The 22,445-nt window shown below is 66.5% G+C and carries 28 protein-coding genes; 8 read left to right on the forward strand and 20 right to left on the reverse strand.

The window, feature by feature from the left end:
* Positions 1-12 precede the first annotated feature (12 nt).
* The 3 genes from mmsB to AC1DES_RS04475 are packed head-to-tail and all read right to left on the reverse strand — an operon-like array spanning position 13 to position 3,528.
* Positions 13-954 carry a 3-hydroxyisobutyrate dehydrogenase gene (gene mmsB / locus AC1DES_RS04465; protein WP_476894465.1) on the reverse strand — a complete coding sequence of 314 codons (942 nt, stop codon included), beginning with the start codon at positions 952-954 and terminating at the stop codon, positions 13-15.
* Complete coding sequence (locus tag AC1DES_RS04470; RefSeq protein WP_476894466.1) at positions 947-2,029, reverse strand: enoyl-CoA hydratase/isomerase family protein; 1,083 nt, start codon at positions 2,027-2,029, stop codon at positions 947-949. Before AC1DES_RS04470 ends, mmsB begins: the two co-directional genes overlap by 8 nt.
* Positions 2,029-3,528 carry a CoA-acylating methylmalonate-semialdehyde dehydrogenase gene (locus tag AC1DES_RS04475; RefSeq protein ID WP_476894467.1) on the reverse strand — a complete coding sequence of 500 codons (1,500 nt, stop codon included), beginning with the start codon at positions 3,526-3,528 and terminating at the stop codon, positions 2,029-2,031. The genes AC1DES_RS04470 and AC1DES_RS04475 overlap by 1 nt, the downstream gene beginning before the upstream one ends.
* Before the next feature lie 188 nt (positions 3,529-3,716).
* On the opposite strand from AC1DES_RS04475, the gene AC1DES_RS04480 reads away from it, so the two are divergent.
* Both AC1DES_RS04480 and AC1DES_RS04485 read left to right on the forward strand, forming a co-directional pair.
* The gene (locus AC1DES_RS04480; protein WP_476894468.1) at positions 3,717-4,523 is read left to right on the forward strand and encodes an exodeoxyribonuclease III; all 807 of its coding nucleotides are present in this window, start codon (positions 3,717-3,719) and stop codon (positions 4,521-4,523) included.
* A gap of 31 nt (positions 4,524-4,554) precedes the next feature.
* Entirely contained in the window at positions 4,555-5,478 is a 924-nt protein-coding gene (locus tag AC1DES_RS04485; RefSeq protein ID WP_476894469.1) for a DUF8083 family protein, read from the forward strand.
* A gap of 52 nt (positions 5,479-5,530) precedes the next feature.
* Here the strand turns inward: AC1DES_RS04485 and AC1DES_RS04490 are convergent, their stop codons facing one another.
* The 11 genes from AC1DES_RS04490 to AC1DES_RS04540 all read right to left on the reverse strand — a co-directional run bounded on the left by AC1DES_RS04490 (position 5,531) and on the right by AC1DES_RS04540 (position 13,267).
* Positions 5,531-6,622, reverse strand: coding sequence for a LacI family DNA-binding transcriptional regulator (locus AC1DES_RS04490; RefSeq protein WP_476894470.1), 1,092 nt, complete (start codon positions 6,620-6,622; stop codon positions 5,531-5,533).
* A 108-nt stretch (positions 6,623-6,730) separates the two neighbouring features.
* Positions 6,731-6,985 carry a hypothetical protein gene (locus tag AC1DES_RS04495; RefSeq protein WP_476894471.1) on the reverse strand — a complete coding sequence of 85 codons (255 nt, stop codon included), beginning with the start codon at positions 6,983-6,985 and terminating at the stop codon, positions 6,731-6,733.
* Positions 6,986-6,995: 10 nt separating this feature from the next.
* The gene (locus tag AC1DES_RS04500; RefSeq protein ID WP_476894472.1) at positions 6,996-7,886 is read right to left on the reverse strand and encodes a carbohydrate ABC transporter permease; all 891 of its coding nucleotides are present in this window, start codon (positions 7,884-7,886) and stop codon (positions 6,996-6,998) included.
* Positions 7,883-8,920, reverse strand: a complete 1,038-nt coding sequence (locus AC1DES_RS04505; protein WP_476894473.1) for a carbohydrate ABC transporter permease — start codon at positions 8,918-8,920, stop codon at positions 7,883-7,885. The genes AC1DES_RS04500 and AC1DES_RS04505 overlap by 4 nt, the downstream gene beginning before the upstream one ends.
* A gap of 8 nt (positions 8,921-8,928) precedes the next feature.
* Positions 8,929-10,218 carry an ABC transporter substrate-binding protein gene (locus AC1DES_RS04510; RefSeq protein ID WP_476894474.1) on the reverse strand — a complete coding sequence of 430 codons (1,290 nt, stop codon included), beginning with the start codon at positions 10,216-10,218 and terminating at the stop codon, positions 8,929-8,931.
* A 150-nt stretch (positions 10,219-10,368) separates the two neighbouring features.
* Positions 10,369-10,980, reverse strand: coding sequence for a hypothetical protein (locus tag AC1DES_RS04515; RefSeq protein WP_476894475.1), 612 nt, complete (start codon positions 10,978-10,980; stop codon positions 10,369-10,371).
* Complete coding sequence (locus AC1DES_RS04520) at positions 10,977-11,540, reverse strand: hypothetical protein (RefSeq protein ID WP_476894508.1); 564 nt, start codon at positions 11,538-11,540, stop codon at positions 10,977-10,979. Before AC1DES_RS04520 ends, AC1DES_RS04515 begins: the two co-directional genes overlap by 4 nt.
* Before the next feature lie 98 nt (positions 11,541-11,638).
* Positions 11,639-12,022 carry a hypothetical protein gene (locus AC1DES_RS04525; RefSeq protein ID WP_476894476.1) on the reverse strand — a complete coding sequence of 128 codons (384 nt, stop codon included), beginning with the start codon at positions 12,020-12,022 and terminating at the stop codon, positions 11,639-11,641.
* A complete protein-coding gene (locus AC1DES_RS04530) occupies positions 12,019-12,210 on the reverse strand; it encodes a hypothetical protein (protein ID WP_476894477.1) in 192 nt (63 codons plus the stop codon). Before AC1DES_RS04530 ends, AC1DES_RS04525 begins: the two co-directional genes overlap by 4 nt.
* Positions 12,207-12,668: an Asp23/Gls24 family envelope stress response protein gene (locus tag AC1DES_RS04535; RefSeq protein ID WP_476894478.1), complete on the reverse strand. Its 462-nt coding sequence runs from the start codon at positions 12,666-12,668 to the stop codon at positions 12,207-12,209. Before AC1DES_RS04535 ends, AC1DES_RS04530 begins: the two co-directional genes overlap by 4 nt.
* A 140-nt stretch (positions 12,669-12,808) precedes the next feature.
* Positions 12,809-13,267, reverse strand: coding sequence for a hypothetical protein (locus tag AC1DES_RS04540; RefSeq protein ID WP_476894479.1), 459 nt, complete (start codon positions 13,265-13,267; stop codon positions 12,809-12,811).
* 307 nt (positions 13,268-13,574) lie between these two features.
* Between AC1DES_RS04540 and AC1DES_RS04545 the strand changes: the two genes are divergently transcribed.
* Both AC1DES_RS04545 and AC1DES_RS04550 read left to right on the forward strand, forming a co-directional pair.
* Positions 13,575-14,801: a beta-ketoacyl-[acyl-carrier-protein] synthase family protein gene (locus AC1DES_RS04545; protein WP_476894480.1), complete on the forward strand. Its 1,227-nt coding sequence runs from the start codon at positions 13,575-13,577 to the stop codon at positions 14,799-14,801.
* Positions 14,802-14,833: 32 nt separating this feature from the next.
* Positions 14,834-15,391: a GNAT family N-acetyltransferase gene (locus tag AC1DES_RS04550; RefSeq protein ID WP_476894481.1), complete on the forward strand. Its 558-nt coding sequence runs from the start codon at positions 14,834-14,836 to the stop codon at positions 15,389-15,391.
* Here the strand turns inward: AC1DES_RS04550 and AC1DES_RS04555 are convergent.
* A complete protein-coding gene (locus AC1DES_RS04555; RefSeq protein WP_476894482.1) occupies positions 15,337-15,591 on the reverse strand; it encodes a GNAT family N-acetyltransferase in 255 nt (84 codons plus the stop codon). The two genes, AC1DES_RS04550 and AC1DES_RS04555, sit on opposite strands and share 55 nt — an antisense overlap.
* Positions 15,582-15,824: a hypothetical protein gene (locus AC1DES_RS04560; RefSeq protein ID WP_476894483.1), complete on the reverse strand. Its 243-nt coding sequence runs from the start codon at positions 15,822-15,824 to the stop codon at positions 15,582-15,584. Before AC1DES_RS04560 ends, AC1DES_RS04555 begins: the two co-directional genes overlap by 10 nt.
* 156 nt (positions 15,825-15,980) lie before the next feature.
* On the opposite strand from AC1DES_RS04560, the gene AC1DES_RS04565 reads away from it, so the two are divergent.
* The 3 genes from AC1DES_RS04565 to AC1DES_RS04575 are packed head-to-tail and all read left to right on the forward strand — an operon-like array spanning position 15,981 to position 19,464.
* On the forward strand, positions 15,981-16,757 hold the full coding sequence (locus AC1DES_RS04565; RefSeq protein WP_476894484.1) for an electron transfer flavoprotein subunit beta/FixA family protein: 777 nt from the start codon (positions 15,981-15,983) through the stop codon (positions 16,755-16,757).
* 11 nt (positions 16,758-16,768) lie between these two features.
* Positions 16,769-17,752 (forward strand): electron transfer flavoprotein subunit alpha/FixB family protein, encoded by a 984-nt coding sequence (locus tag AC1DES_RS04570; RefSeq protein ID WP_476894485.1) that lies wholly within the window; start codon positions 16,769-16,771, stop codon positions 17,750-17,752.
* A 2-nt stretch (positions 17,753-17,754) separates the two neighbouring features.
* On the forward strand, positions 17,755-19,464 hold the full coding sequence (locus AC1DES_RS04575; RefSeq protein WP_476894486.1) for a cytochrome b/b6 domain-containing protein: 1,710 nt from the start codon (positions 17,755-17,757) through the stop codon (positions 19,462-19,464).
* 68 nt (positions 19,465-19,532) lie between these two features.
* Here the strand turns inward: AC1DES_RS04575 and AC1DES_RS04580 are convergent, their stop codons facing one another.
* The 4 genes from AC1DES_RS04580 to AC1DES_RS04595 all read right to left on the reverse strand — a co-directional run bounded on the left by AC1DES_RS04580 (position 19,533) and on the right by AC1DES_RS04595 (position 21,516).
* Positions 19,533-20,378, reverse strand: coding sequence for an aldo/keto reductase (locus tag AC1DES_RS04580; RefSeq protein ID WP_476894487.1), 846 nt, complete (start codon positions 20,376-20,378; stop codon positions 19,533-19,535).
* A 246-nt stretch (positions 20,379-20,624) separates the two neighbouring features.
* Positions 20,625-20,780 carry a hypothetical protein gene (locus AC1DES_RS04585; RefSeq protein ID WP_476894488.1) on the reverse strand — a complete coding sequence of 52 codons (156 nt, stop codon included), beginning with the start codon at positions 20,778-20,780 and terminating at the stop codon, positions 20,625-20,627.
* 50 nt (positions 20,781-20,830) lie between these two features.
* A complete protein-coding gene (locus AC1DES_RS04590; protein ID WP_476894489.1) occupies positions 20,831-21,253 on the reverse strand; it encodes a hypothetical protein in 423 nt (140 codons plus the stop codon).
* A 5-nt stretch (positions 21,254-21,258) separates the two neighbouring features.
* Positions 21,259-21,516 (reverse strand): hypothetical protein, encoded by a 258-nt coding sequence (locus tag AC1DES_RS04595; RefSeq protein WP_476894490.1) that lies wholly within the window; start codon positions 21,514-21,516, stop codon positions 21,259-21,261.
* Between the two features lie 274 nt (positions 21,517-21,790).
* Here AC1DES_RS04595 and AC1DES_RS04600 point away from each other — a divergent pair.
* On the forward strand, positions 21,791-22,445 hold a 655-nt coding region (locus AC1DES_RS04600), incomplete at its 3' end, for a TetR/AcrR family transcriptional regulator C-terminal domain-containing protein (RefSeq protein WP_476894491.1).

Consider the following 22,445-nt stretch of genomic DNA (forward strand, 5'->3'; position numbering starts at 1 on the left):
TTCGGTCCGGGCCTAGCGCCCGGCCGCGCCGGAGCCTGATTTGTCCCGGATGTCGGTAATGATGCCGGAGAAGTCCCGGCCCGCCCCGCCTTCCGCGGCAAACGTATCGTAAATTTCCGACGCGAGCGGGCCGAGCCGGGCCGCGACGCCGGTGCTCTGCAGCGCGTTCAGCGCCAGTTTGAGGTCCTTCGCCATGAGCGCTCCCGCGAAACCGGGCTGGTAATCCCGGTTGGCCGGGCTCGTGGGGACCGGTCCGGGCACCGGGCAGTTCGTGGTCAGCGCCCAGCACTGTCCCGAGGCGGCGGAAGCGACGTCAAACAGCGCCTGGTGGGTCAGCCCCAGTTTTTCGCCGAGCACGAAGGCCTCGCTGACCGCGATCATGGAGACGCCCAGGATCATGTTGTTACAGATCTTCGCGGCCTGTCCGGCACCGTGTTCCCCGCAATGGACCACGCGTTTGCCCATTACCTCCAGCATCGGCTGAACGGTCCCGAAGTCCTCCGGCAGGGCGCCCACCATGAACGTCAGGGTGCCTGCCTCGGCACCCACGACCCCGCCGGAGACAGGCGCATCGACGGCGCGATGGCCGGCGGCGACCGCCAGCTGGGCGGCCTCGCGGGCCTCGTCCACGTTGATCGTCGAGCAGTCCAGGAACATGGTGTCGGGCCCGGCCACGTCCAGCAGGCCGGGCTGGCCGCCGGTGCCGCGGTAGGCATCCAGGAGGTGCTTGCCGCTGGGCAGCATGGTCAGCACGACGGCGGCGCCGGCTACGGCTTCGGCGGCGGTGCCGGCCGTGGCGATGCCGTGGGCCGTTGCCGCCTCGATGGCCGCAGGCACGACGTCGAATCCGGTCACGCTGTAGCCGGCCTTGACCAGGTTGACGGCCATCGGGCCGCCCATGTGGCCGAGCCCGAGGAAGGCGATGCGGCCTTCCTTTGCTGTGGTCTCAGGCATTGTTCTTCTCCTTTGAAGAGAGCTTCAGTTCACGCTCGCCCAGCGGCGCAAAGTAGGACTCGACGTCGTCCCGTGTCACGTCCGCGAGCGCGGCGGGCTGCCAGTGCGGCGTGCGGTCCTTGTCCACCACCTGCGCCCGGATGCCCTCGCGGAAGTCGGGGCCGGCCAGGAACCGCAGGCCCACCCGGTACTCCTGCTCCAGGGCCTGGGCCAGGTTCAGTCCTCGGACCCGGCGCAGGGATTCGAGCGCGACTTTCACAGCCGTCGGCGACTTGGCGGTAATCGTGTCGGCGGCCTCGGCGGCTGCTGCTCCCCCAAAAGTGCGCAGCCGGCGAACGATCTCCTCCGCGTCGTCACTGGAGTAGCAGACGTCGATCCATTCGCGCTGTCCTTCGAGGCTGGACGGCGGGGCCTGCTCCGTGAAGCGCGCGACGGCGGCGTCCGCCGGTTCGCTTTCCAGCGCCGCCGCGAGCTCCGCCAGGTGCGCGGAGGGCACGAAGTGGTCCGCGAGCCCCAGGTACAGCGCGTCCGGACCGCTGAGGTGCGCACCGGTCAGGGCGGCATGGGTGCCGGACTCCCCCGGCGAGCGGGAGAGCAGCAGGGTCCCGCCGACGTCGGGCACGAAACCGATCGTCGTCTCGGGCATCCCCATCCGGGTGCGTTCGGTGACGATCCGGACCGAGCCGTGCGCGGAGATGCCGACGCCGCCGCCCAGGACCAGCCCGTCCATGAGCGCCACGTACGGCTTGGGGAAGGCGTCGATCAGGGCGTTCAGCCGGTACTCTTCCTGCCAGAATTCCGACGTGCCGGTCCCGCCGGCGAGCATGTCCCGGTAGATGGCCACGATGTCGCCCCCGGCGCAGAGGCCCCGGTCGCCGGCGCCGCGGACCAGCACGGCCGCGATGGCGTCGTCGTCGGCCCACTGCGTGAGCTGCTCCAGCATGGCGGAGGCCATGCCGGCGGTCAGGGCGTTCACGGCCTTGGGCCGGTTCAGGGTGACGACGCCGAGCCGGCCGCGACGTTCAAACAGCACCTCGCCGGCGGCAGGTCCGGAGACTTCGGGCAGCTCCGCCATCAGCTGCCTTCCGGCATCACGAAGCTGGCGCCGGTCCGGATACCCGACGGCCAGCGGGTGGTGACCGTCTTGGTCTTGGTGTAGAAACGGAAGGCGTCCGCGCCGTGCTGGTTCAGGTCGCCGAAGCCGGAGGCCTTCCAGCCGCCGAAGGTGTAGTAGGCGATCGGTACCGGGATCGGGACGTTGATGCCCACCATGCCCACCTGGACGCGGCTAGCGAAGTCGCGGGCCGCGTCGCCGTCGCGGGTAAAGATCGCGACGCCGTTGCCGAACTCGTTTTCGCTGCAGAGGCGCAGCGCTTCGTCGTAGCTTTCCGCCCGGAGCACGCTGAGCACCGGGCCGAAGATCTCCTCTTTGTAGATCTTCATTTCCTTGGTGACGTTGTCGAAGAGCGTGGGGCCGACCCAGAAACCGCCCTCGTAGCCTTCCACCTTGAGGCCGCGGCCGTCGGTGAGCAGGCTGGCGCCTTCCTCGACGCCGGAGGCAATGTAGCCTTCGATCCGATCCTTGGCGGAGGGCGCCACGACAGGGCCGAAGTCGGAGTCCTTGGCGAGGCTGTGGCCGACCTTGAGGTCCGCGATCCGCTCCTGCAGCTTGCCCACGAGCGCGTCGGCGGTCTTCCGGCCGACCGGCACGGCGACCGAGATCGCCATGCAGCGTTCGCCGGCGGAGCCGAAGCCTGCGCCGATCAGGGCATCCGCGGCCATGTCCAGGTCCGCGTCCGGCATGATGACCATGTGGTTCTTGGCGCCGCCGAAGCAGTGGGCGCGTTTGCCGTGGGCTGCGGCGGTCGCGTAGATGTACTGCGCGATCGGCGTCGACCCGACGAAACCGATGGCCTGGACCCGGGAGTCCTCCAGCAGCGCGTCCACGGCCTCCTTGTCCCCGTTGACCACGTTGAAGACGCCGTCCGGCAGTCCGGCCTCGGTGAAAAGCTCGGCCAGGCGCAGCGGCACGGAGGGGTCCCGCTCGGAGGGCTTGAGGATGAAGGCGTTGCCGGCGGCGAGGGCGGGCCCGGACTTCCAGAGCGGGATCATGGCCGGGAAGTTGAACGGCGTGATCCCGGCAACGACGCCGAGTGGCTGGCGCATTGAGTGGACGTCGATGCCGGTGCCGGCGCTGTCCGAGAATTCGCCCTTGAGCAGGTGCGGGGCGCCCGCGGCGAACTCCACGACCTCGATGCCGCGCTGGATGTCGCCCTTCGCGTCAAGGAAGGTCTTGCCGTGCTCGGAGGAGAGCAGGGTGGCGAGTTCGTCCATGTTCGCGTTGACGAGGTCAACGAACTTGAGCAGGATCCGGCCGCGGCGCTGCGGATTCATGGCGGCCCATTCGAGCTGGCCCTTTTCCGCGTTGGCGACCACGTTGCGCACTTCCTCGGCGCTGGCCAGCGGCACGCGGGCCTGGACCTCGCCGGTGCAGGGATCATAGACGTCGCTGAAACGCCCCGAGGTGCCCTCCACATGCTCTCCGCCAATGTAATGGGATAGCTCACGAACCATGATCGAATGCTCCTTTGCACCTGTGGTTGCCTGGCTTGCTGCCGGCGTCGATGGCCTGGATGACCTCGCCGAAGTGTGACCCAGATCATCCCCGGTTCTGAATATACTCGGACTTCCTACTAATTTCCAGAGCGCCCGGGGAGGCCCGGCCGCTCCGCCCCGCTGACAAGTTCGGTAAGTTAGGGACTGTGAAGATTGCTACTTGGAATGTGAACTCGCTCCGCGCCCGTGCCGACCGCGTGGAGGCCTGGCTGCAGCGCACCGACTGTGACGTCCTGGCCATCCAGGAAACCAAATGCAAGGACGACAACTTTCCCTGGGAACTGTTCGAGCGCATGGGCTATGAGGTCGCGCACTTCGGCCTGAGCCAGTGGAACGGGGTGGCGATCGCCTCCCGCGTGGGACTCGACGACGTCGAGCGCACCTTCATGGACCAGCCTGTCTTCGGCAAGAACGGCAAGGATGCCGTGCAGGAAGCCAGGGCGATCGGCGCCACATGCGGCGGCGTCCGCGTCTGGAGCCTGTACGTCCCCAACGGCCGCGCCCTCGATGACGAACACATGCCTTACAAGCTCAGCTGGCTGGACACGCTCAAGTCCCATGCCGAGGCGTGGGTCCAGGCGGACCCTGAGGCCCAGATCGCCCTGATGGGCGACTGGAACATCGCCCCCCAGGACGAGGACGTCTGGGACATCGACTACTTCCGGACCGAAGGCCTCACCCACGTCAGCGAGCCCGAACGGGCAGCCTTCCGGGCCTTCCAGGACGCCGGGTTCCAGGATGTGGTCCGCCCGCACACGCCGGGGCCCGGCGTCTACACCTACTGGGACTACACGCAGCTGCGCTTCCCGAAGAAGGAAGGCATGCGGATCGACTTCGTCCTGGCCTCCCCCGCCCTGGCAGCGCGCGTGACCGGGGCGATGATCGACCGCGAGGAGCGCAAGGGCAAAGGCGCCTCGGACCACGCCCCGGTGGTAGTGGAGCTGGCCGACTGATGGGCAAGGTCCCGGGAAGCGTCGTGATCCGATGACAGGAAACCTCTACCGCGGACAGGCCGGACTGCCGTTCTCGTCCGCGCTTCGGATCTATGAGCCCCTGGACGCGTTCGCCCCCGACCAGCAGCAGGCCCTGAAGGCGGTGGCCGCGGGAACGGCCTCCCGAGCCGCCGTGGAGAATGCCGAGCTGCTCGCCTCCCTGGGCCGCATCACCCGCCCGGGCGGGGACCCGTTTCCCACCGGACGGACGGATCTGGTGCGCGTTGTCGCGGCACCGGCGAAACCCGCATCGGCCAAGATCAGCACGCTTGACGGGTCCGCGGCCGATCCCGGCAGCCCCGCCGCCCCTGCGAAGCCCGAGCGGCTGCTGTACTGCCCCAGCCAGCTGGTCCTGCGCGCCGGACTGGCGGCAAATGCCCTCATGGAAGGGATCCACGGGCCCCTGGCCCAGCTCCTGATCCCGGAGGAGCAACGGGACAAGCACCAGGAACGCATCGACGAAGTGCGCGCCCATGAGGGCGTGAGCCGCGTCCACACCCGCGCTTCCACGTGGGGCATCCCGTTCAGCTGGTTCTGCCTGTTCCAGGAATCGGATCCCACGGACGTCGTGGAGTCCGAGGGCCATATCGCCACCGTCCGCATCCGGGCCAGCATCAGCGAAGCGCTGGATCGGGTGCGGTACGCGGTGGCGCATCTGGCCATCGCCGCGCCCGACCTGGACATGCTCGAGGACCTGACCCAGCTCACCGAGTGGCTGGAGTTGTTCCACCCGGATTCGGTTGTGGAACTCGATTATGGCGCGGTCGCCGACAAGGTTTACCCGGATGACTCCCCGCTGGACGTGCGGCTGGGCATTGAGTGCCTGGCCGAAGGCGATATGACGGGGGCAGCCGCAGCGTACCGACGGCTGGCTTCCCGCTGGATCCCGATCCGGCAGCTGGCACGCGCGTCCTGAACGGCAGCCGGGACTCGCGTTCCTGGCCCGCAGGCGTGGGCTGGCCGGGCGTTCAGGACTGGCCGGCCGGCTCCTGCAGCCTGGCTGAAGACATCAGGCGCGGCGGCGCCGTCGTTCTCCGGACGATGAGCCGGTGGGGCGCCACGACGGAGCGCACCGCCCCGGCGATGCCGTCGAGTTCGTCCAGGAGCATCTTGGTGGCGAGCTCGGCCTGCTCATCAGGGCGCTGCCCGACCGTGGTGAGCCCCACGGCCTCCGAGAAGTCGTGGTCATCGATTCCGATCACCGACAGGTCCTCCGGGACACGCACGCCGGCCTTGTTGGCCTCAAAGATGACGCCCATGGCCATCTCATCCGAGGCGCAGAAGATCGCGGTTGGCTTCCCCCCGGCCACGCCCCAGAGACGGTTGAAGGCTGCCTGGCCGCTGCGCACGGTGAAGTCCCCCCAAACGTCCCACTCGGGCCGGACCGGCAGGCCAGCCTCAGTCATCACGTCCTGGAAGGCCCGGATGCGGACCCGTGGAACGTCAAAGTTCAGGTCCGTTTCGTCGTCGCCGTGCAATAGGGCGATGTCCGTGTGTCCGAGGCCGATCAGGTGGCGGACGGCGGCGGCCGCCGCGGCGTAGTCGTCAATGCCGATGTAGGGGCAGTCCTCGACATGTCCGCCCACGATGACGAGCGGGATATCGATTTTCTGCAGGTGTTCGATTTCCTCGTGGGACAGCGCCATACAGAGGACAAGCAGCGCATCGATCTGCTTGTAGACCATGGTCTTGCTGAAAAGCCGCTCACGGTGGCTGCCGTGGCCGCCCAGATTGAACAGGGAGAGGTTGTATTGGCGGGAGTGCAGTTCCCGGTCGGCGCCCTCGATGGCTTTGGAGAAGAACCAGCGGCTGACGAAGGGCGCCAGGACGCCGATGGTCTTGGTGCGGCCGGTGGCCAGTCCCGATGCGGAGGAGGAGGCCACGTAGCCCAAGGATTCGGCGATGCCCAGGATCTTCTCCCGTGTAGCCGGGGAAACCCTGGGCAGTCCGCGCACTGCCCGGGACACGGTGGCCGTGGAGACCCCGGCGGCTGCGGCCACATCGTCGATGCTGACTCCGGAGTGGCCGCCCCGTTGAGCCCTGTCAGTTGTCCGTGCCACCGTATCCCCTTTTCGGCTGTCCGATCTGTCGGCCGTCAGCAGAAGGGCTCTGCCTCGCCTCCCCAGGGCAACCGAATAAATGATTTTCCAGCCCTCAGCTGTGCCGCGTCAGCGGCGTCGGGTCGCCGTCCTCCGCGGCAGGCGCCTACGCAGCCTGACCATTCCGTACAGGGCCAGCAGCGTGGCCAGCAAACCCGCCGCCCAGCCGAGGGCCGGCTGGGCGGTCACCTCCGACCAGACGGTGACTGCGAGCAGCACCACTGCCCAGAAGCCCAGGAATCCGATAATGATGTCGAAATCCTCCCCGGACCGCACGCGGCGGTGCTCGCGGCGAACATGGCCGAAGTCGGGCTTGGCTGTCATTGGATCCGCGTCACTTGACTGCGCCGGCGGTGAGGCCGGCCACGATCTTGCGTTGGAACACCAGAACCAGGATCACCAACGGAATGGTGACGATGGTTCCGGCCGCCATGATGGCCGTGTACGGGATCTGCATAGGCTGCGCTCCGGCGAAGTTGGCAATTGCCACCGTGACCGGCTGGGTTTTGTCGTTCGACAGCTGGCTGGCGATCAGGAACTCATTCCAGGAGGAGATGAACGCCAGGATCGCCGTCGTGAAGATGGCAGGCGCCGCGAGAGGCATGATGACCTTCCGGAACGCCTGTCCCTGGGTGCAGCCGTCCACACGCGCCGATTCCTCAAGCTCCCACGGCATTTCGCGGAAGAACGACGTCATCGTGTACACGGTCAGCGGGAGTACGAACGAAATGTTCGGAATGATGAGCGCCTGGTAGGTGCCGATCCAGCCGATGTTGGTGAACAGCTGGAAGAGCGGGGTGATGAGGGCGACGCCGGGGAACATGGAGGCCCCCAGGATGAACCCGAGGACCAGGAACTTACCGCTGAAGCTCAATCGTGCCAGGGCGTAGGCGGCGAACACGCCGATCAGCAGCGACACGATGGTCACCACCAGGCCGATGAACACACTGTTGAGCAGGGCCTGCCCGAAGTGGTTGCCGAACGAGGTGTCGAAGGCGGTGTTGAAGTTCTCCATCGTGACGTGGGTGGGCAGGAGCGAGGTGTCGTAAGTGAAGCCGACTTCCCTGAATGCCGTCACCACCATCCAGTAGGCCGGAGCCAGGCACCAAATCAGGATCACGGCTGCACTGACGTACGTGCGGCCCTGGGCCCACTTCTCGCGGTTCTGGGCAGCCTTGCGGCCACGGTCCTGCTGTGCCCGGAGTTGGGTTGCTGCGGCGGTCATTTCTTCCCCTTACCGGTGCCGGTCTGCTGCTCGACGACGTTTGCGCCCAGGAAGCGGACAAAGATGAACGCGACAAGGAAGATGATGATGAACGTGAGGGTGGACAGAGCCGCCGCCGCGTTGAACCCTTGTCGGATCTGGTTGATCACGAGGATGGACAGCGTGGTGGTGTTGTTCGCCCCGCCCGTGAGGATGTACGGAAGGTCGAACATGCGCAGGGCGTCCAGGGTACGGAAGAGGATGGCCACCATGAGCGCCGGCTTGACCAGCGGAAGGGTTATCATCCGGAACCGCTGCCAGGCGCTGGCACCGTCGACCTTAGCGGCTTCGTAGACTTCCGCGGGAATCATCTGCAGGCCTGCCAGGATCAACAGTGCCATGAACGGCGTCGTCTTCCAGACATCGGCGATGATGACGGCCCACTTGGCCGGCCACTCGCTGCCCGTCCACAGGATCGTGGTGTTGAACAGCTTGTTGGCGATGCCTTCAAAGGCAAAGATGAAGAACCACAGCTTGGCGGTGACGGCCGTGGGGATGGCCCACGGAACCAGGACAGCGGCGCGCACGGCACTGCGGCCCTTGAAGGTCCGGGCCATGATGAGTGCCATCCAGAAGCCGAGCACGGTCTCCAGGGTCACGGTGACGATTGTGAAGAAGAACGTGGTGGCGGTGGCGGACCAGAACTGGGAACCCAGGGTTCCGGGCGGGCAGGCGATCGTACCGCCGCCCCCGGCTGCACATTGCTGTGCGATCCAGTTGACGTAGTTGGAGAATCCGGCGGGGCCGCCGGCCGTGAAGAGCCCTGTAACGGGGTCAAGGCCGGCGTCCGCCTGGAAGGACATGACGATGGCGCTGATGATCGGGTAAACGATCACAACACCGAGGGCGACGATGGTGGGGGCAAGCAGCCAGGATGCCCAGCGGCCCTGGCTTGCTATCCGGTTGTCCTCGCCAACACCCTTAGGCGCGTGGTGGATCGGGGTACCGCCCGACGCCGGTGTCTTGACCGGCGTCGGGCCCAATTCGGTTGCCATGGCTTTGGTTACTTTCCTGCAGTGGCAGTTTCGATGGATTTCTGCATGTCAGACAGCGCTGCGTCGACTGCCTTCTCGCCCTTGATGGCCGAGTATGCGTTTTCCTGGATGGCCTTGGTGACGGCCGGGTAGAACGGGGTCACCGGGCGCGGGACGGCGTTCTCGATGGAGGTCTTCAGGACCGGCAGGTACGGGAGCTTGGCGACGAGTTCCTGATCGTCGTAGAGCTTGGTCAGCACCGGAGCCAAGGACCCCTGCGTAGCGAAGAACTTCTGGGTTTCTTCAGTGGTGAGGAACTTCAGGAAGTCCGCGGCCGTGGCCTTGTTCTTCGAGTAGACGCTCATGCCGGCGCTGTGGCCGCCGAGCGAGGATGCGCCCGGGCCGGACTTGCCGGGAAGGGCGGTCATGCCGAGTACGTCCTTGACCTTGGAGGAGCCTTCGGTGGTGGCCAGGTTGTAGACGTAGGGCCAGTTGCGCAGGAACAGGAGCTTCCCGTCCTGGAAAGCCTGGCGGGAGTCCTCTTCCTTGTAGGTGATGGCCTCCTTCGGGATGTTGCCATCGGCGTAGGCCTTGGCGAGGTTCTCCAGGCCGCTCTTGGCTTCCGGCGTGTTCAGGCTGGGCTTGCCGTCCTTATCCAGGACCGAGCCGCCGGAGGAGTTGATGGCCTCGGAAGCGTTGACGGTGAGACCTTCGTACTTGGAGAACTGGCCCGAGTAGCAGCCCATGTTGTTGGTCTTGGCGATCGAGCACATGCTCATCATCTCGTCCCACGTCTTGGGCGCCGTGGGGACGAGGTCCTTGCGGTAGTACAGGATGCCGCCGTCGGAGGACTCGGGAGCCGCGTAAAGCGTGCCCTTGTAGGAAGCCGCGTCAAGCGTCGGCTTCAGCATCCCCGAGGTGTCTATGGCCATCTTGTCCTTGAGCGGCTGCAGCCAGCCCTTGGCGGCAAACTCGGCGGTCCAGACAACGTCCACGCTGACGACGTCGTAGTTGGCGTTCTTGGCCTGGAAGTTCTGGACGAGGTCGTCGTGCTGCTGGTCGGCCTGGTCGGTCTGCTCCTTGAACGTGACCTTCTCGTTCGGGTGGGCGGCGTTCCACTTCTCAATGAGCGGGCGGACGACGTTGCTGTTGTCCTTGCCCTGGACGTACGTGATGGGGCCGCGGCCGTCGAGGCCCTGCGCGGCGTCGCCGCCGTCGCTACCGCCGGTCGTTCCGCCTCCTCCGCCGCTGCAGGCCGAAAGGGTAAGGGCTAGAACGCCTGCCGCTGCGACAGGAAGCAGGAACTTAGGGGTTTTCATACTGTGGGGTCTCCTCGCTGAGTACCGGTGAAAATCGGCGGTGCAGTTGGTGTGGTGACCATCACCCTAATCAACAGGCGGTGGCGAATGCAAGCGTTTACATGAAACGTTTATGCAACGGAGAATGGAGGGGGCGCCGGGGCCGCGGCGTCAGCGGACCCGTTCGGCCCTGCCGAAACGGGAACGGGCCCCCGAACCGATATGGATGAGCACCGGAGTACGCTTGCCGATCACCGCATCGAGCGCTTCGACGAGGGCGGAGAGTTCTGCCGCCAGGATATGGGGAGCCACGCCCTGGCGGGGCTGGACCCGAATCCTCAGGCACGGCTCCCCCCGGATCTCGTAGGTGGCCACCGAGGCTCCGGCGAGGTCGGGACGGTCGGCGAGCGCCGCGCGGAGCGCCTGTTCCGCCACGCCGCCGCCGATCCTGACATTGCCGGGCACGTCGCCTGGGTCCTCCTCGGCCACGAGCAGGTTGGCCCGGCCCTTGCCCTGCTGGGCGACCCACGCCACCATCGCGCCGATGACCAGCAGCAGCACCAAGGCAATGCCGAGCCACAACCAGCTCTCCTGGCTGCCCGGGAAACGGGTGCGCTCGAAGAATCCGCGCCACATGCTCCAGACGCCGCCGGCCCAGTCCCGCCACCACGCGGCGACGGCGGGCACGTCCGCAAGCAGGGCCAGGAGGACACCGACGGCGAGGAGATTGATGCCAAGGATGCCGATCAGGATGCGGTTGAGGAGCCGGGGTGTGTTGTTCAAGCGCCGATCACCCCTGACGTGGCCACATTGATCCTGACGTCCGGCATGGGCGAGGGCCCCATCTCCTCCAGCTCCCGGCGCACGGCCGCGAGAACGGTTTCTGCGCGCAGCGGCACGCCGGAGGTCGGCCGGACGTTTACGAGCACCTGACGCTTCGAGACGATCACCATGACCTGCTGTTGTGTCACGTTTGCGGCCAGGCGTGCCCTGCGCGCCAGGGCGGAGGCAATGACCTCGTCATCGACCACGACGGCGGCCCGGCGGTCGCGTAACAAGTGGCGGGCCCTGCGGCCCGGCAGCACGGCATTGAGAAGAAAGAACAATCCGGCCATGGCCATTACCGCGCCGGTGACGGTGAGCAGGAGCGGCGGAATGCCGTCCGGGAGCGCGACAATCCGCTCCGCGGCGGTTTCCGGGTCGATGAGCCACGGCGGCTGCCCGATCGCCCGGACGGCAGTTTCCAGGAGGGCGTAGCCGCAGAAGACAATGACCAGTACGGCCGCAATCACAGAGGCAACGGCCCTAGAGGAGTGCGTCTCGCGTTTGAGGATCCCTTCCATGCCTGCTGCGCCGAAACCGGGGTCTGCGGCGCCTTTTTGTACAACGGAGCCGTAGGCGGCGGAACCGGGGCTTGCGGAATCGACGTCGGTCTCGCGGGTCACCGCACCCGCCCTCCTTCCCGCACGCTCGCGCCGCTGATGCGGATGTCCACGCGGCTCAGCTGCGCGCCGCTCAACTCGGTCACGCGGCGCAGAATATCAGCCTTGGCCGCGACGGCCCGGTCCCAGATGGAGCCGCCGAACCCGGCGACCCGCCCCGGGTCGCGAAGGACGGCGGTCAGCGACGGAACGGTGATGGGGGTGACAAGGGATAGGGCCAGCAAACCGTCGTCGTCCGACCATTCGGCACGCACATCCTGCGCCGGGACGCCGAGGGCCTCCCCTGCGGCAGCCCGGGCCACACTCGTCAGGGCCTGGGTGCTGATCCGGTTGTGTCCAGCCATCGCGACGCCACGGACCGGCGCGGCCGCTGTCCCGGTCATGAGGAGGAACGCCGGCCTGTGATGGCATCGAGCACGCTGCGCAGGTCAAGTTTCCCTTCCGCGGCTCGGCCAAGCAGGGCGCCGACGCCCATGAACAGCAACGCGCCGAGGAAACCCCACGCGCCAAACTGGAAGGACATGAAAGCCACGAAGGCGCCCACGGCGATCCCCACAACGGTCAGATTCACAGGACTGCCTCCCTCGCAGGCCGGGCCTCAACGGACGCGGCGGGCTTGGCCGGGCCCGGCACATAAACATCATTGATTTCGATATTGACTTCAATGACCTGGAGCCCCACGAGCTCCTCCACCGCGGCATAGACAGCGGCACGGATCTGGTCAGCCAGTGCGTGCAGGGGCGCGCCGTAGACCGCAATGAGTTCAATGTCCACAGCCACCTGCGTTTCGCCGACTTCCGCGCGGACGCCGGCGGCGTGGTCGGAACTGCCGACCGCGTCGCGGATGGCTCCCAAGGCCCGCGACGGGCCGGATCCCAGCGAATAGACGCCCGGGACTGAGCGGGCGGCGATGCCCGCGACCTTGGCGACGGCGGCTTCGGAAATAACGGTCCGCCCGCTGCCGACCGGCGCGACGGCGCGCAGCCCTGCCTCGGGCCCGGGAACGGGTTGAGAATTCTGGTATTCCATAAGGCACTCCCCCTTCTCTTTGACACAACCCTAGCCCCTGCCACCGTCAAGGTGTCCGAGTGGCGCCGGGAAGCCCGCAACTGTTGAAACGCGGGCTCCGGGTCTGCATTTTCAGCGGCAGGCCGGTACCGGCTGCCGGACTACTTGCAGTTGGCCGCAAGCCAGTTCTGCACGGGGGCCATGGCAGCCTGGAGTTTTCCGCTGGAGAAGATGGTCTGGTCCTTCACCCCGGCGACAGCTACCTGGCTGAGCTTGGTGAAGTCGGCCTTGACGCTGTCCGGGACCATCTCGGCCGTCCGGGCAAGCTCGGCCTTGGCCTGCTCCAGTTCAGCCGTCTTGCCCTGGGCCGCCGAAAGCGGCAGGAGCGTGGCGCCCGTAGCCTGTTCAGAAATCTTGGCGCAGGCTTCGGCCGCTGTGGGGAAGCCGCCGTTCGGCCCGGAGGAATTGGTGTCGGTCGGCGAGGCGGAGGAAGGCGCGGGGCTGCTGGCGGCCGCGGACGACGGCGCGCTGCCGGCTTGCGGCGCCGAGCAGGCGGTCAGTGCCAGGGCGGCGAAGAGGGCGGCTGCGGTCAAGGGTCGGGCAATAGTCTTCAAAGTCACGTTCGCAGATTCACTTTTCCGGTTGAGATTGCGCCGCCGGTCCGGATCAGGCTGCCGGCGGCCTTGGCGTTCTTTCCCCAGCGTGCGAGTCTAGCCGGGCCGGCCGGCAGACACCCAACCCCGGGCGCGGCGGACCGGGCGCGTTCAATGCTTTACCCGGCCGCTTCCAGGGACCGACATCCCGCGCCCCAACACAGCAGTCCGGTCGCCGGGCTGCTCCGAACCCCTGTAGGGTACGGTGCGGCCCGCTTCCGGTGATCGCAGGCCCGGGCCGGACGTCTTGTCCATCTGGAAGAAAGTGGTTTCTGTGTCCGAAAAAACCGTGGCAGTAGTCGTGACGGGGATGGGTGCCGTGACTCCGGTAGGGTCAACCGTCGCACAGGCGTGGGGCGCCCTGCTCGAGGGACGGTCCGGGATCACCCGGCTCGATGATCCGTGGGCACAAGAACTGCCTGTCCGGGTGGCGGGACGCGTCAGTGCGGACCCCCGCACCCTGCTGACTACCAGGGAATTCCGCAGGATGGACCGCTGCGGGCACCTCGCGCTGATCGCGGCGCGGGAGGCATGGACGCAGGCAGGCCGGCCGGAGACCGATCCCGAACGCGTCGCCGTCGTCGTGGGCTCCGGTTACGGAGGCCTCGGAACAGTCGTGGACCAGACACGCGCCCTGGACACCGGCGGACCCCGGCGGGTGTCACCGCACACTCTCACACAGATCATGACGAATGGACCCGCCGCGTGGATATCCATTGACGTGGGTGCACGGGGAGGGGCCCGGACCCCGGTCAGCGCCTGCGCCTCAGGGGCCGAAGCCATCGCCCAAGGTGCCGAGATGATCAGGACCGGCGCCGCCGACGTCGTCATTGCCGGCGGCGTGGACGCCTGCATCAACGACCTCACCATCAGCGGCTTCGCCCAGATCCGTGCCCTCTCCACCAGCAACCGCCCTCCGGAAGAGATTTCCCGGCCCTTCGACCGGGACCGCGACGGCTTCGTGATCGCCGAAGGTGCCGGAATCCTCGTGCTCGAGCGAGAAGACTTCGCGCGCGCCCGCCATGCGGAAATATTCGGCAGGATAGCCGGGGCGGCGGTCACTTCCGATGCCCACGACATCGTCGCGGCCGACCCCACCATGCAGCGCCGCGTCATGCACAAAGCTTTGGCGGCGGCTTCCCTCACCGGAACCGATATCGGGTTCGTCCATGCCCACGCCACCTCGACTCCGCTCGGTGACCGTCTCGAGGCGGGCGCAATTGCCGCGACGGTCGGAGACCAGGTGCCCGTAACCTCGACAAAATCCATGACCGGACACATGCTTGGCGGGGCCGGGGCACTCGGGGCCATCGTCACCCTCCAGGCGCTCCGCGCCGGGCTGCTCCCGGGAACTTTGAACCTGGAAAATCCGGATCCCGCTATCGGACTCAACATCAGCCCGGAGTCAATCACCTGCACAGGGGCCACCGCCGCCATGACGAACGCCTTCGGCTTCGGCGGCCACAGCGTCAGCCTCGTCATCACGGCCGCGGCCGGATGATCAGGGAAGCAAAACCAGCGGACCTTCCGAAGATGCGCGACATCGAAGTCGCAGCCGGCGAAGCATTCCGGATCCTCGGTATGGGAGCGATCGCTGATGATGCGCCGCCCAGCGTGGAAGCCCTGGCCATCTATCAGCAGGACGCCAGGGCATGGGTTGCCGCCGATTCCGGCGACCAGGCAGTGGCTTACATCTTGGTTGAAGTGGTCGAGCAGCTTGCCCATATTGAACAAGTGAGCGTCCACCCGCGCTATGCCCGGCAGGGGCTTGGCCGGAAACTCATTGACCACGCGGCACTCTGGGCGGCGGCTCGCGGACTCCGGGGAATGACCCTGACAACCTTCGAAAGCGTCCCATGGAACGCCCCCTACTACGCCCGCCTGGGGTTCCGACCGGTGCCCGAACACCAGTGGTCGGGCGGTCTGAAGCAGATCGTCCAAAACGAACGTGCCCACGGTTTGGGGTCCTGGCCCCGAGTCGTCATGACAAAGGACCTCCCAGGAGGGCAGGTCGGTGATGGGTCCGAGCGGAGCACTCAGAGGGAGAGTTTGAAGCCCACGTGCGACGCTTCGAAGCCAAGACGCTCGTAGAACCGGTGCGCTGCGACCCTGGACCCGTCAGACGTGAGCTGGACCAGTTTTGCGCCGCGTCGGCGCCCTTCTGCGATCGCCCACGTGATCATCGCCCCTCCAAGGCCGCCGCTCCGAAGGTCGGACCGGACGCGCACCGCTTCAATCTGCATTCGCGTAGCTCCCGCTCGCGCGAGTCCGGGAATGAATGTCAGCTGCATGGTTGCAACCACTTCATTTGGGTCGTGACGACCGCGACAAGTAACTGGGCAGGATCAGCGTCAATCGTCTGAAAAGCACGATGGTAGGGAGGCCGGTCCTCGATCGCCGTCGAGTCGACAGAGGCTCTGAGCTGGTCCGCCGCCAGAAGCCCAACGATCGACCCAACATCGGATGCTTCAGCTTTCCGTAACGTGAATGGGCCGGTGGGCAGTTCCAGTTCAGCGAGCGTCATTTCCCCAGTATTCCATCCATCGGAACTCAGCCTGGCGAAGGCACTTCAATTCGCCACACGGGCCCTGTCCGCCAGGAAGCTCCCCGCTTTGTAGACTCTATGGAGATTCGGCATGTCTCCTCCATTGAGGCAAGCCCGCCACAGGAAGAGCCATCGATGAAGATTATCGTCCTAGTAAAGGAGGTCCCCGACACCTACGGGGACCGAAAACTGAACCTTGAAACGGGCCTCGCCGATCGCGAAGCCAGCGAGACAGTCATTGATGAGATCGGTGAACGGGCCTTAGAGCTGGCACTGACCTACGCCGACGCGAATGAGGGCGCAGAGGTCGCAGTTCTCTCCCTCGCCCCCGAGGGTGCGACGGCAACCATACGCAAGGGGCTTGCGATGGGCGCGGGGAGCGCCACCCACATTTGTGACGAGGCGCTGCGGGGTGCCGATCTTGGCCTGACCGCTGAAACCCTCGCGGCAGCGATCCGTCGTGTTGAGTTTGACCTTGTGATCACTGGCAACGTCTCCACCGATGGATCCGGCGGCATGATCCCCGCGATGCTCGCAGAATTGCTTGACGTGCCGCTTGCTACCGGCCTCAGCTCCGTGGAGATCAGCGACGGCGGGGTGTCCGGCACCAGGGTCGTCGAGTCCGGCGTCCAGAAGGTATCAGCGAACCTGCCCGCGGTGATTTCCATTACCGAGGCGCTCCCCGGGCCGCGCTTCCCGAACTTTAAAGGAATTATGGCCGCGAAGAAGAAGCCCCTTGAGACGCTTAGCCTCGCAGACCTCGGGATCACGGCCGACAGCCCGGACGCCGCGCGTTCGATCATGCTGACCGTTGCAGAGAAGCCCCCGCGCGCGGCGGGCGTCAAGATCACTGACGAGGGTGATGCGGGCGAGAAGCTCGCTGAGTTCCTTATCGAAAACCGACTGGCTTAGGGAGAAACGACATGACTGAATTCCCTCATGACGCAATCCTGGTCGCCGTGGAAGCCCGTGCTTCCGGTGAACTCGAGAGGGCTGCGGCCGGACTCTTCGGCGCTGCCGCTGCAGTTGGCACGCCAATTGCGTTGGTACTTGCCTCACCCGGCGCCGGGAACGCCGCCGCCGCGGAGGCAGCGGCCCTTGGTGCCGCGCGCGTACTGGTCGCAGAGACTCCGGACCCGTCCGCGCTCGGAGTGCCGGGCGTGGACGCGCTTGCCGCCGCTGTGGAGCAGGTGCAGCCGGATGCGATCCTGATCTCGCATTCCCTGAATGGGCGCGACCTCGCTGGCCGTTACGCTGCCCGTTCGCGTGCAGCGGTTTCCGCCGACGCGGTCGGTGTGTCACGTGATGACGAGGGCGTCGTGGCCCACCACTCCGTCTACGGCGGTGCTTACGACGTGACGTCAACGTCCACGTTTGGGCCGCCGGTCATCACCGTTCGCCAGGGCTCCATCGATGCGCGTGCTGCGGCTCAGCCGGAGGCGTCGGAAACCTTGGCAGTGACGCCTTCCGGGAAGCCGGGCGCGCGGATCGACTCGTTCGACGAGGAAGTTCTCGCCACCTCCCGGCCGGAGCTGCGCGGTGCCGCGAAAGTTGTCGCGGGTGGCCGCGGCCTCGGGTCGGAGGAACAGTTCGCCCTCGTGGGACAGCTTGCCGATGCACTCGGTGCTGCGGTGGGTGCTTCGCGTGCGGCGGTGGATGCAGGCTACATTCCGCAGTCGCATCAGGTCGGCCAGACCGGGGTTTCCGTGTCGTCACAGTTGTACATCGCGCTGGGCATTTCCGGGGCGATCCAACACCGGGCCGGCATGCAGACCGCGAAGACGATCGTCGCCATCAACAAGGATGGGGACGCGCCGATCTTCGAGATCGCCGACTTTGGTGTGGTCGGCGACCTCTTCAAGGTTGTACCCCAGCTGATCAGCGCACTTGAGGCCCGGAAGAAGTAGCGATGGCACCTCAGTCTCGGTCCATTCGGCGGGGCCTGCCGCGCGTCGAAGGTGGTGACCCCTGGCCTGCAGCAGGGCAGGCGCCCGCACGCATTGTCACGGCCGCAGCGGCAGAAGGAGCGGCCACCCGGCTGGTGCCTGTTCCCGGGGTGGAACCGGCCACCGCCGCGCCAGCGGCCGCCACGGCCTCCGCCCCCGCTGCTGCCGAGGAAACGGTACCAGGTGCCGCAGTGTCCGCCCCGGTCCCGGCAGCGAACGCAGGCGCCGCGGTGTCGCGGCAGCTCCGCCGCGGCCTGCCGCGGGTGCCGGGCGGCGGCCCTTGGCCGCCAGCGGACGAGGTTTCGGCATCAGTGTCGGCCCTGTCCGGGATTGCCGCGGCAGGCGCCACGCCGGCGCCGGCCGCGGATGCTGCTGCGCCTGCGCACGCAGTGCCGGCAGCGACGTCGTCGGCAGCTGCTCCGATCACCGCACCAGCCACGGCTCCGGCCACGCCGACGGCGGGGACCACTTCGCTTCGTCGCGGGCTCCCCCGTGTCCACGATGGTGAACCGTGGCCGCCAGCCGGACTTGCTCCGTCAGCCGCTGCTGCTCCGGCGGCCGCTTCCGCCCCTGCGGTGCACGTAGGTCCTGAACACTTCGCCCAGGCCCCTGCCCCGGCTGCCATCGTGGTCGAGCCCGTTGCCAAGGTGGAGGCACCAGTTTCCGCCGCAAGTACACTCGCCGTCCCCGCTGCCCCGATACCGGCAGCGGTGGCGGTGGAACCGTCGTCCGTCGCGGCTGAACAGCCCTTAAGGCCAAAGGCCGAGGCGAGGCTCTACGGTTCGCGCACCCTGGGTCAGTGGATCAAGCTCGTCGTGCTCCTCGCGCTCGCCGCCGTGGCCGCCGCCGGGATTCTTGTGCTCGCCGCGCGCGGTGTAACGACGCTGCCGGGCGTACCGGAGTTTCTTAGGAGGTACCCCGGAACGTATGATCTGCCCGAGACGGCCGAGGCCGGCTTCCCGTGGTGGGCGCAGTGGGCGCACTTCCTGAACATCTTCCTGATGGTGCTGATCATTCGCTCCGGCTACCAGGTGCGAACCCAGCAGAAGCCGCCGGCGTTCTGGACACCGAAGCGCGGTGGCAAGAAGATCAGCATCAACCTGTGGCTGCATCAGTCGCTCGACATTTTATGGCTGGCCAACGGACTCATCTTTGCGGTGCTGTTGTTTGCCTCCGGCCGCTGGATGCGGATCGTCCCGACCAGCTGGGCGGTGGTGCCGAACGCACTCTCCGCGCTGCTGCAGTACATGACACTGGACTGGCCCGTTGAGACGGGCTGGGTGAACTACAACAGCCTGCAGCAGCTCATGTACTTCCTCGTGGTGTTCATCGCGGCCCCGCTCGCGGCGATCACGGGTGTGCGCATGAGCGAGTTCTGGCCGAAGAACGCGAAGACGCTGAACAAGGCCTACCCGGTGGAGGTTGCCCGCGCGATTCACTTCCCGACGATGCTGTTTTTCGTGCTGTTCATCCTCATCCACGTGTTCCTGGTGTTTGCGACCGGAGCGCTGCGCAACCTGAACCACATGTTCGGCGGCACTGACGTCGTGAACTGGATGGGATTCTGGCTCTTCGCGGCCGCCATCGCCATCACGGCGGCCGGGTGGTCCGCCGCCCGCCCGATCGTGCTCGCACCAATCGCGAAGCTGTTCGGCCAGGTGAGCAGCCGCTAGCCAGGCGCGTCCCAAATGCCGGTCCCAAACCGCGGCACCTTCTGGGGGCATCTTCAAGGCCCTGGCCGTTAGGTCGAAGCCGGCCACTCGGAGCCGACGTCGCGCCAAGCCCGGTCGATGCCCTCCAAAGCCGCAGCGTCAAGGGGTCCTCGGCTGGCGGCCGTGATGTTCTGGCGCAGGTGGGCCAGTTTGGCCGTGCCGACAATTGCCGTGTGCACACCGGCTGCGTACACCGTGAAGCGCAAGGCGAACTCTGCCCAGTCCAGGTCGCCTGGGTCAAGCTGGAGGGCCTGAAGCCGTTCCCAATAGAGTTCAGCGTAGTTCCCGGTCGGTCGCTCGACGAACCGCCACGGCGCGTTCGCGATCGGGCGCTTGGCGATCACCCCCAGTTCGGGCCGCCGCCGGAGGACGTTTCGGAGATTCCACTGGTCAGCGATGTTGACGCTTGTTTCGATGGCACCGAACCGGCCGGAATCCACAGCGAATGCGAGGGGCTCATTGTCTCCGCTGTAGCCGGCGACACCGATCTTGCCTGCGGCGACGGCCTGGTCAAGGGTGTCCTGCAGATCACCACGCCGCAGAATCTCCATCGGGCAAGAGTGCAAATAAAAGATGTCGATCCGTTCCGACCGGGTCAACCGCAAGGAGCGCTCGATACTTGCCAACACGCCGCCCGGCGACCAGTCCCGTTGGCCGTTGATCTTAGGCCCGCCTTTGGTTGATAGCACGAACTCGCCCCGACGTCGACCGATGTGCCGGCCGATACGCTCTTCGCTCAACCCGTAGCTGGCGGCGGTATCGATCAACGTAACGCCGAGATCCAATGCTCCGTTGAGCACATCGGCGGCTTCCGCCTCGGTGACATCACTCTCGCCAATCTGGCCGGCACCGAGCCCCACGATGGAGACGTCCAAAGCTGTGTCCCCAAATGTCCTTTGCTCCAGCATGCCTTCACTCCTATTCTCGTAACCGTCCGCACCCTTGCACGTGCATTGCAACTTCGTCCTCGCAGAACGGTATTACGTCCGCGCACCTTTCCCGAACTGGAGCGGGCACCGGGGCACAAACCCGGGTGTTGAATTGCTGGCGCGGACATGGATGGGGGCTGGGGGACCATGTCATCCCCTTGGCGGCATGGCCGCCCGAACGGACGCAGCTGCTCAGCTGTTGCCGGCGTAAACGAGGCTGTCGGGGTCAGTTTCGCTCGCGGGAGCGTCCGCGAGTCCTTGAGGGGACAGGTCAAGGTCGTTCAGGCTCGGCCGTCCCCCGGGTGCTGCCGGGTGTGCGGCTGGGTGTGCGTTGTCGTTGTTGGTCACGATGTCTCCGTCTTGGTTGACTGCAGAGCCGAATTGGAGGCCGCCTGCCACTAGTGGGGTATTTCCACCTGGTATCCGCACCGGCACCGCAGAACCCGGCTCCGGAGGTACACGCTCAGGAACTCCGTAGATCCGGCTTTAGTGGAATCCGGCCAGTGCACGCCCCGAACCTCGGGATCCGCGCGGGACATGGGCTCCTGGCAGTGGACGTACGTGGCGTCACGGTACACGACGTCGCCGTCGTCATGGTTCCGTCCCGGGACTGCCGCGACGAAGGCCGCGGTGGTCGCCAGGACACGCGAGCCGCGGCACTTCGTGCAGGTGATGGCGGCGGCCAGTGTTTGCTGCTGCGCGTTCAAGGTGGTGACGGAGTCCACGCGGAGGTACCGGTCGGTGTCGCATTCGGCGCACCAAAGGCGCCGGCCGCGGGGCTGGTGGGCATCGCGGGGTAGGTACGTGTGGGACGTCGACATCCGGATCAGACCAGGCCCGGGTAGCTTGCCAGGATGTAGTCCGCGGCCGCCGGGCCTTTCATGCGCAGCCCGGTGCGTGCCGGCCGGATGCGTTTCTTCTTCATGGCCGCCCAGAAGGCTTCCTCCGGGTGGGGCGCCGCTTGGGCCAGGAAACACCAGCTGATGTAGAGGCCGTAGAGACGGTTGCGCCCGAGAGCGCAATCGGCTTCCGGGTCGCGGGTGGTGGCTTCCCGAAGGAACTGGTCGTACTGCGAATCTGCCATGGGAGGCTCGTTTCCGCTCGGTGCATTCGGTGCCGCCGTGTGGCTACAGCAGCTGAAGCCTCAAGGCCGTGCACGCGGCGCTGAAGCAGGTTCCCGGACCGGTGCAGCAATGCAGATCCGGGGATGAACCGTTGCTGGGCCGGAAACCCCGGTGCCGGGGAGACCTGTCGAACAAACGTTCCTACAATGTAGACCGTAGGCGTAGACTACATATTAAGCAACCTTTCTATTTTTATGGATATGCGGATTGTCCGCACCGACCTGAACGGACCCCATGCCGCGCACAGAGAATCCGGCGTCCGCCGGGGCCCCGGGCACGAAGCAGCGGCTCAGCCGCGATCTCGTGCTGGCCGCCGCCCTGGCCCTCGTGGATGCCGAAGGACTCGAGGCTCTCACCATGCGCCGTCTCGGGCAGGCACTCGGGCGGGATCCCATGAGCCTGTACCGCTACGCGGCGAACCGCGCGGCGCTGCTGGACGGCGTGACGGAACTGGTCCTGAACGAACTGGCGATCTTTCCCGACGACCCTGACTGGCAGGCGCAGCTGCGCCGTATCGCCCATGATTTGCGGCTCCTGGCCCTCCGGCACCCCAACGTCGTGCCGCTGCTTGTGACCCGCCCCTTGTCGACACCCCTGGGCCTGAGGCCGCTGGGGACGCTTCGGCCGCTGGAGCAGATCCTGTCCCTGCTGATCGACGCCGGATTCGCCCCCACGGACGCCCTGCACGTCTACCGCGCTTACTACGGATACCTGTACGGTCACATCCTCAACGAGCTGCAGGAATTCGTCGTCGACCCGGAGGAAAACGAAGCCCTTCTGCGCCTGGGCCTGCACCGTCTGCCGCCCAAGGACTTCCCCCGCCTTCGCACCTTGGCCCCGGTCCTCGCCGACTACGACGGTGCAGCCGAACTGGATGAGGGAATCACCA

This window comes from Arthrobacter sp. 05T442 (assembly GCF_056395945.1).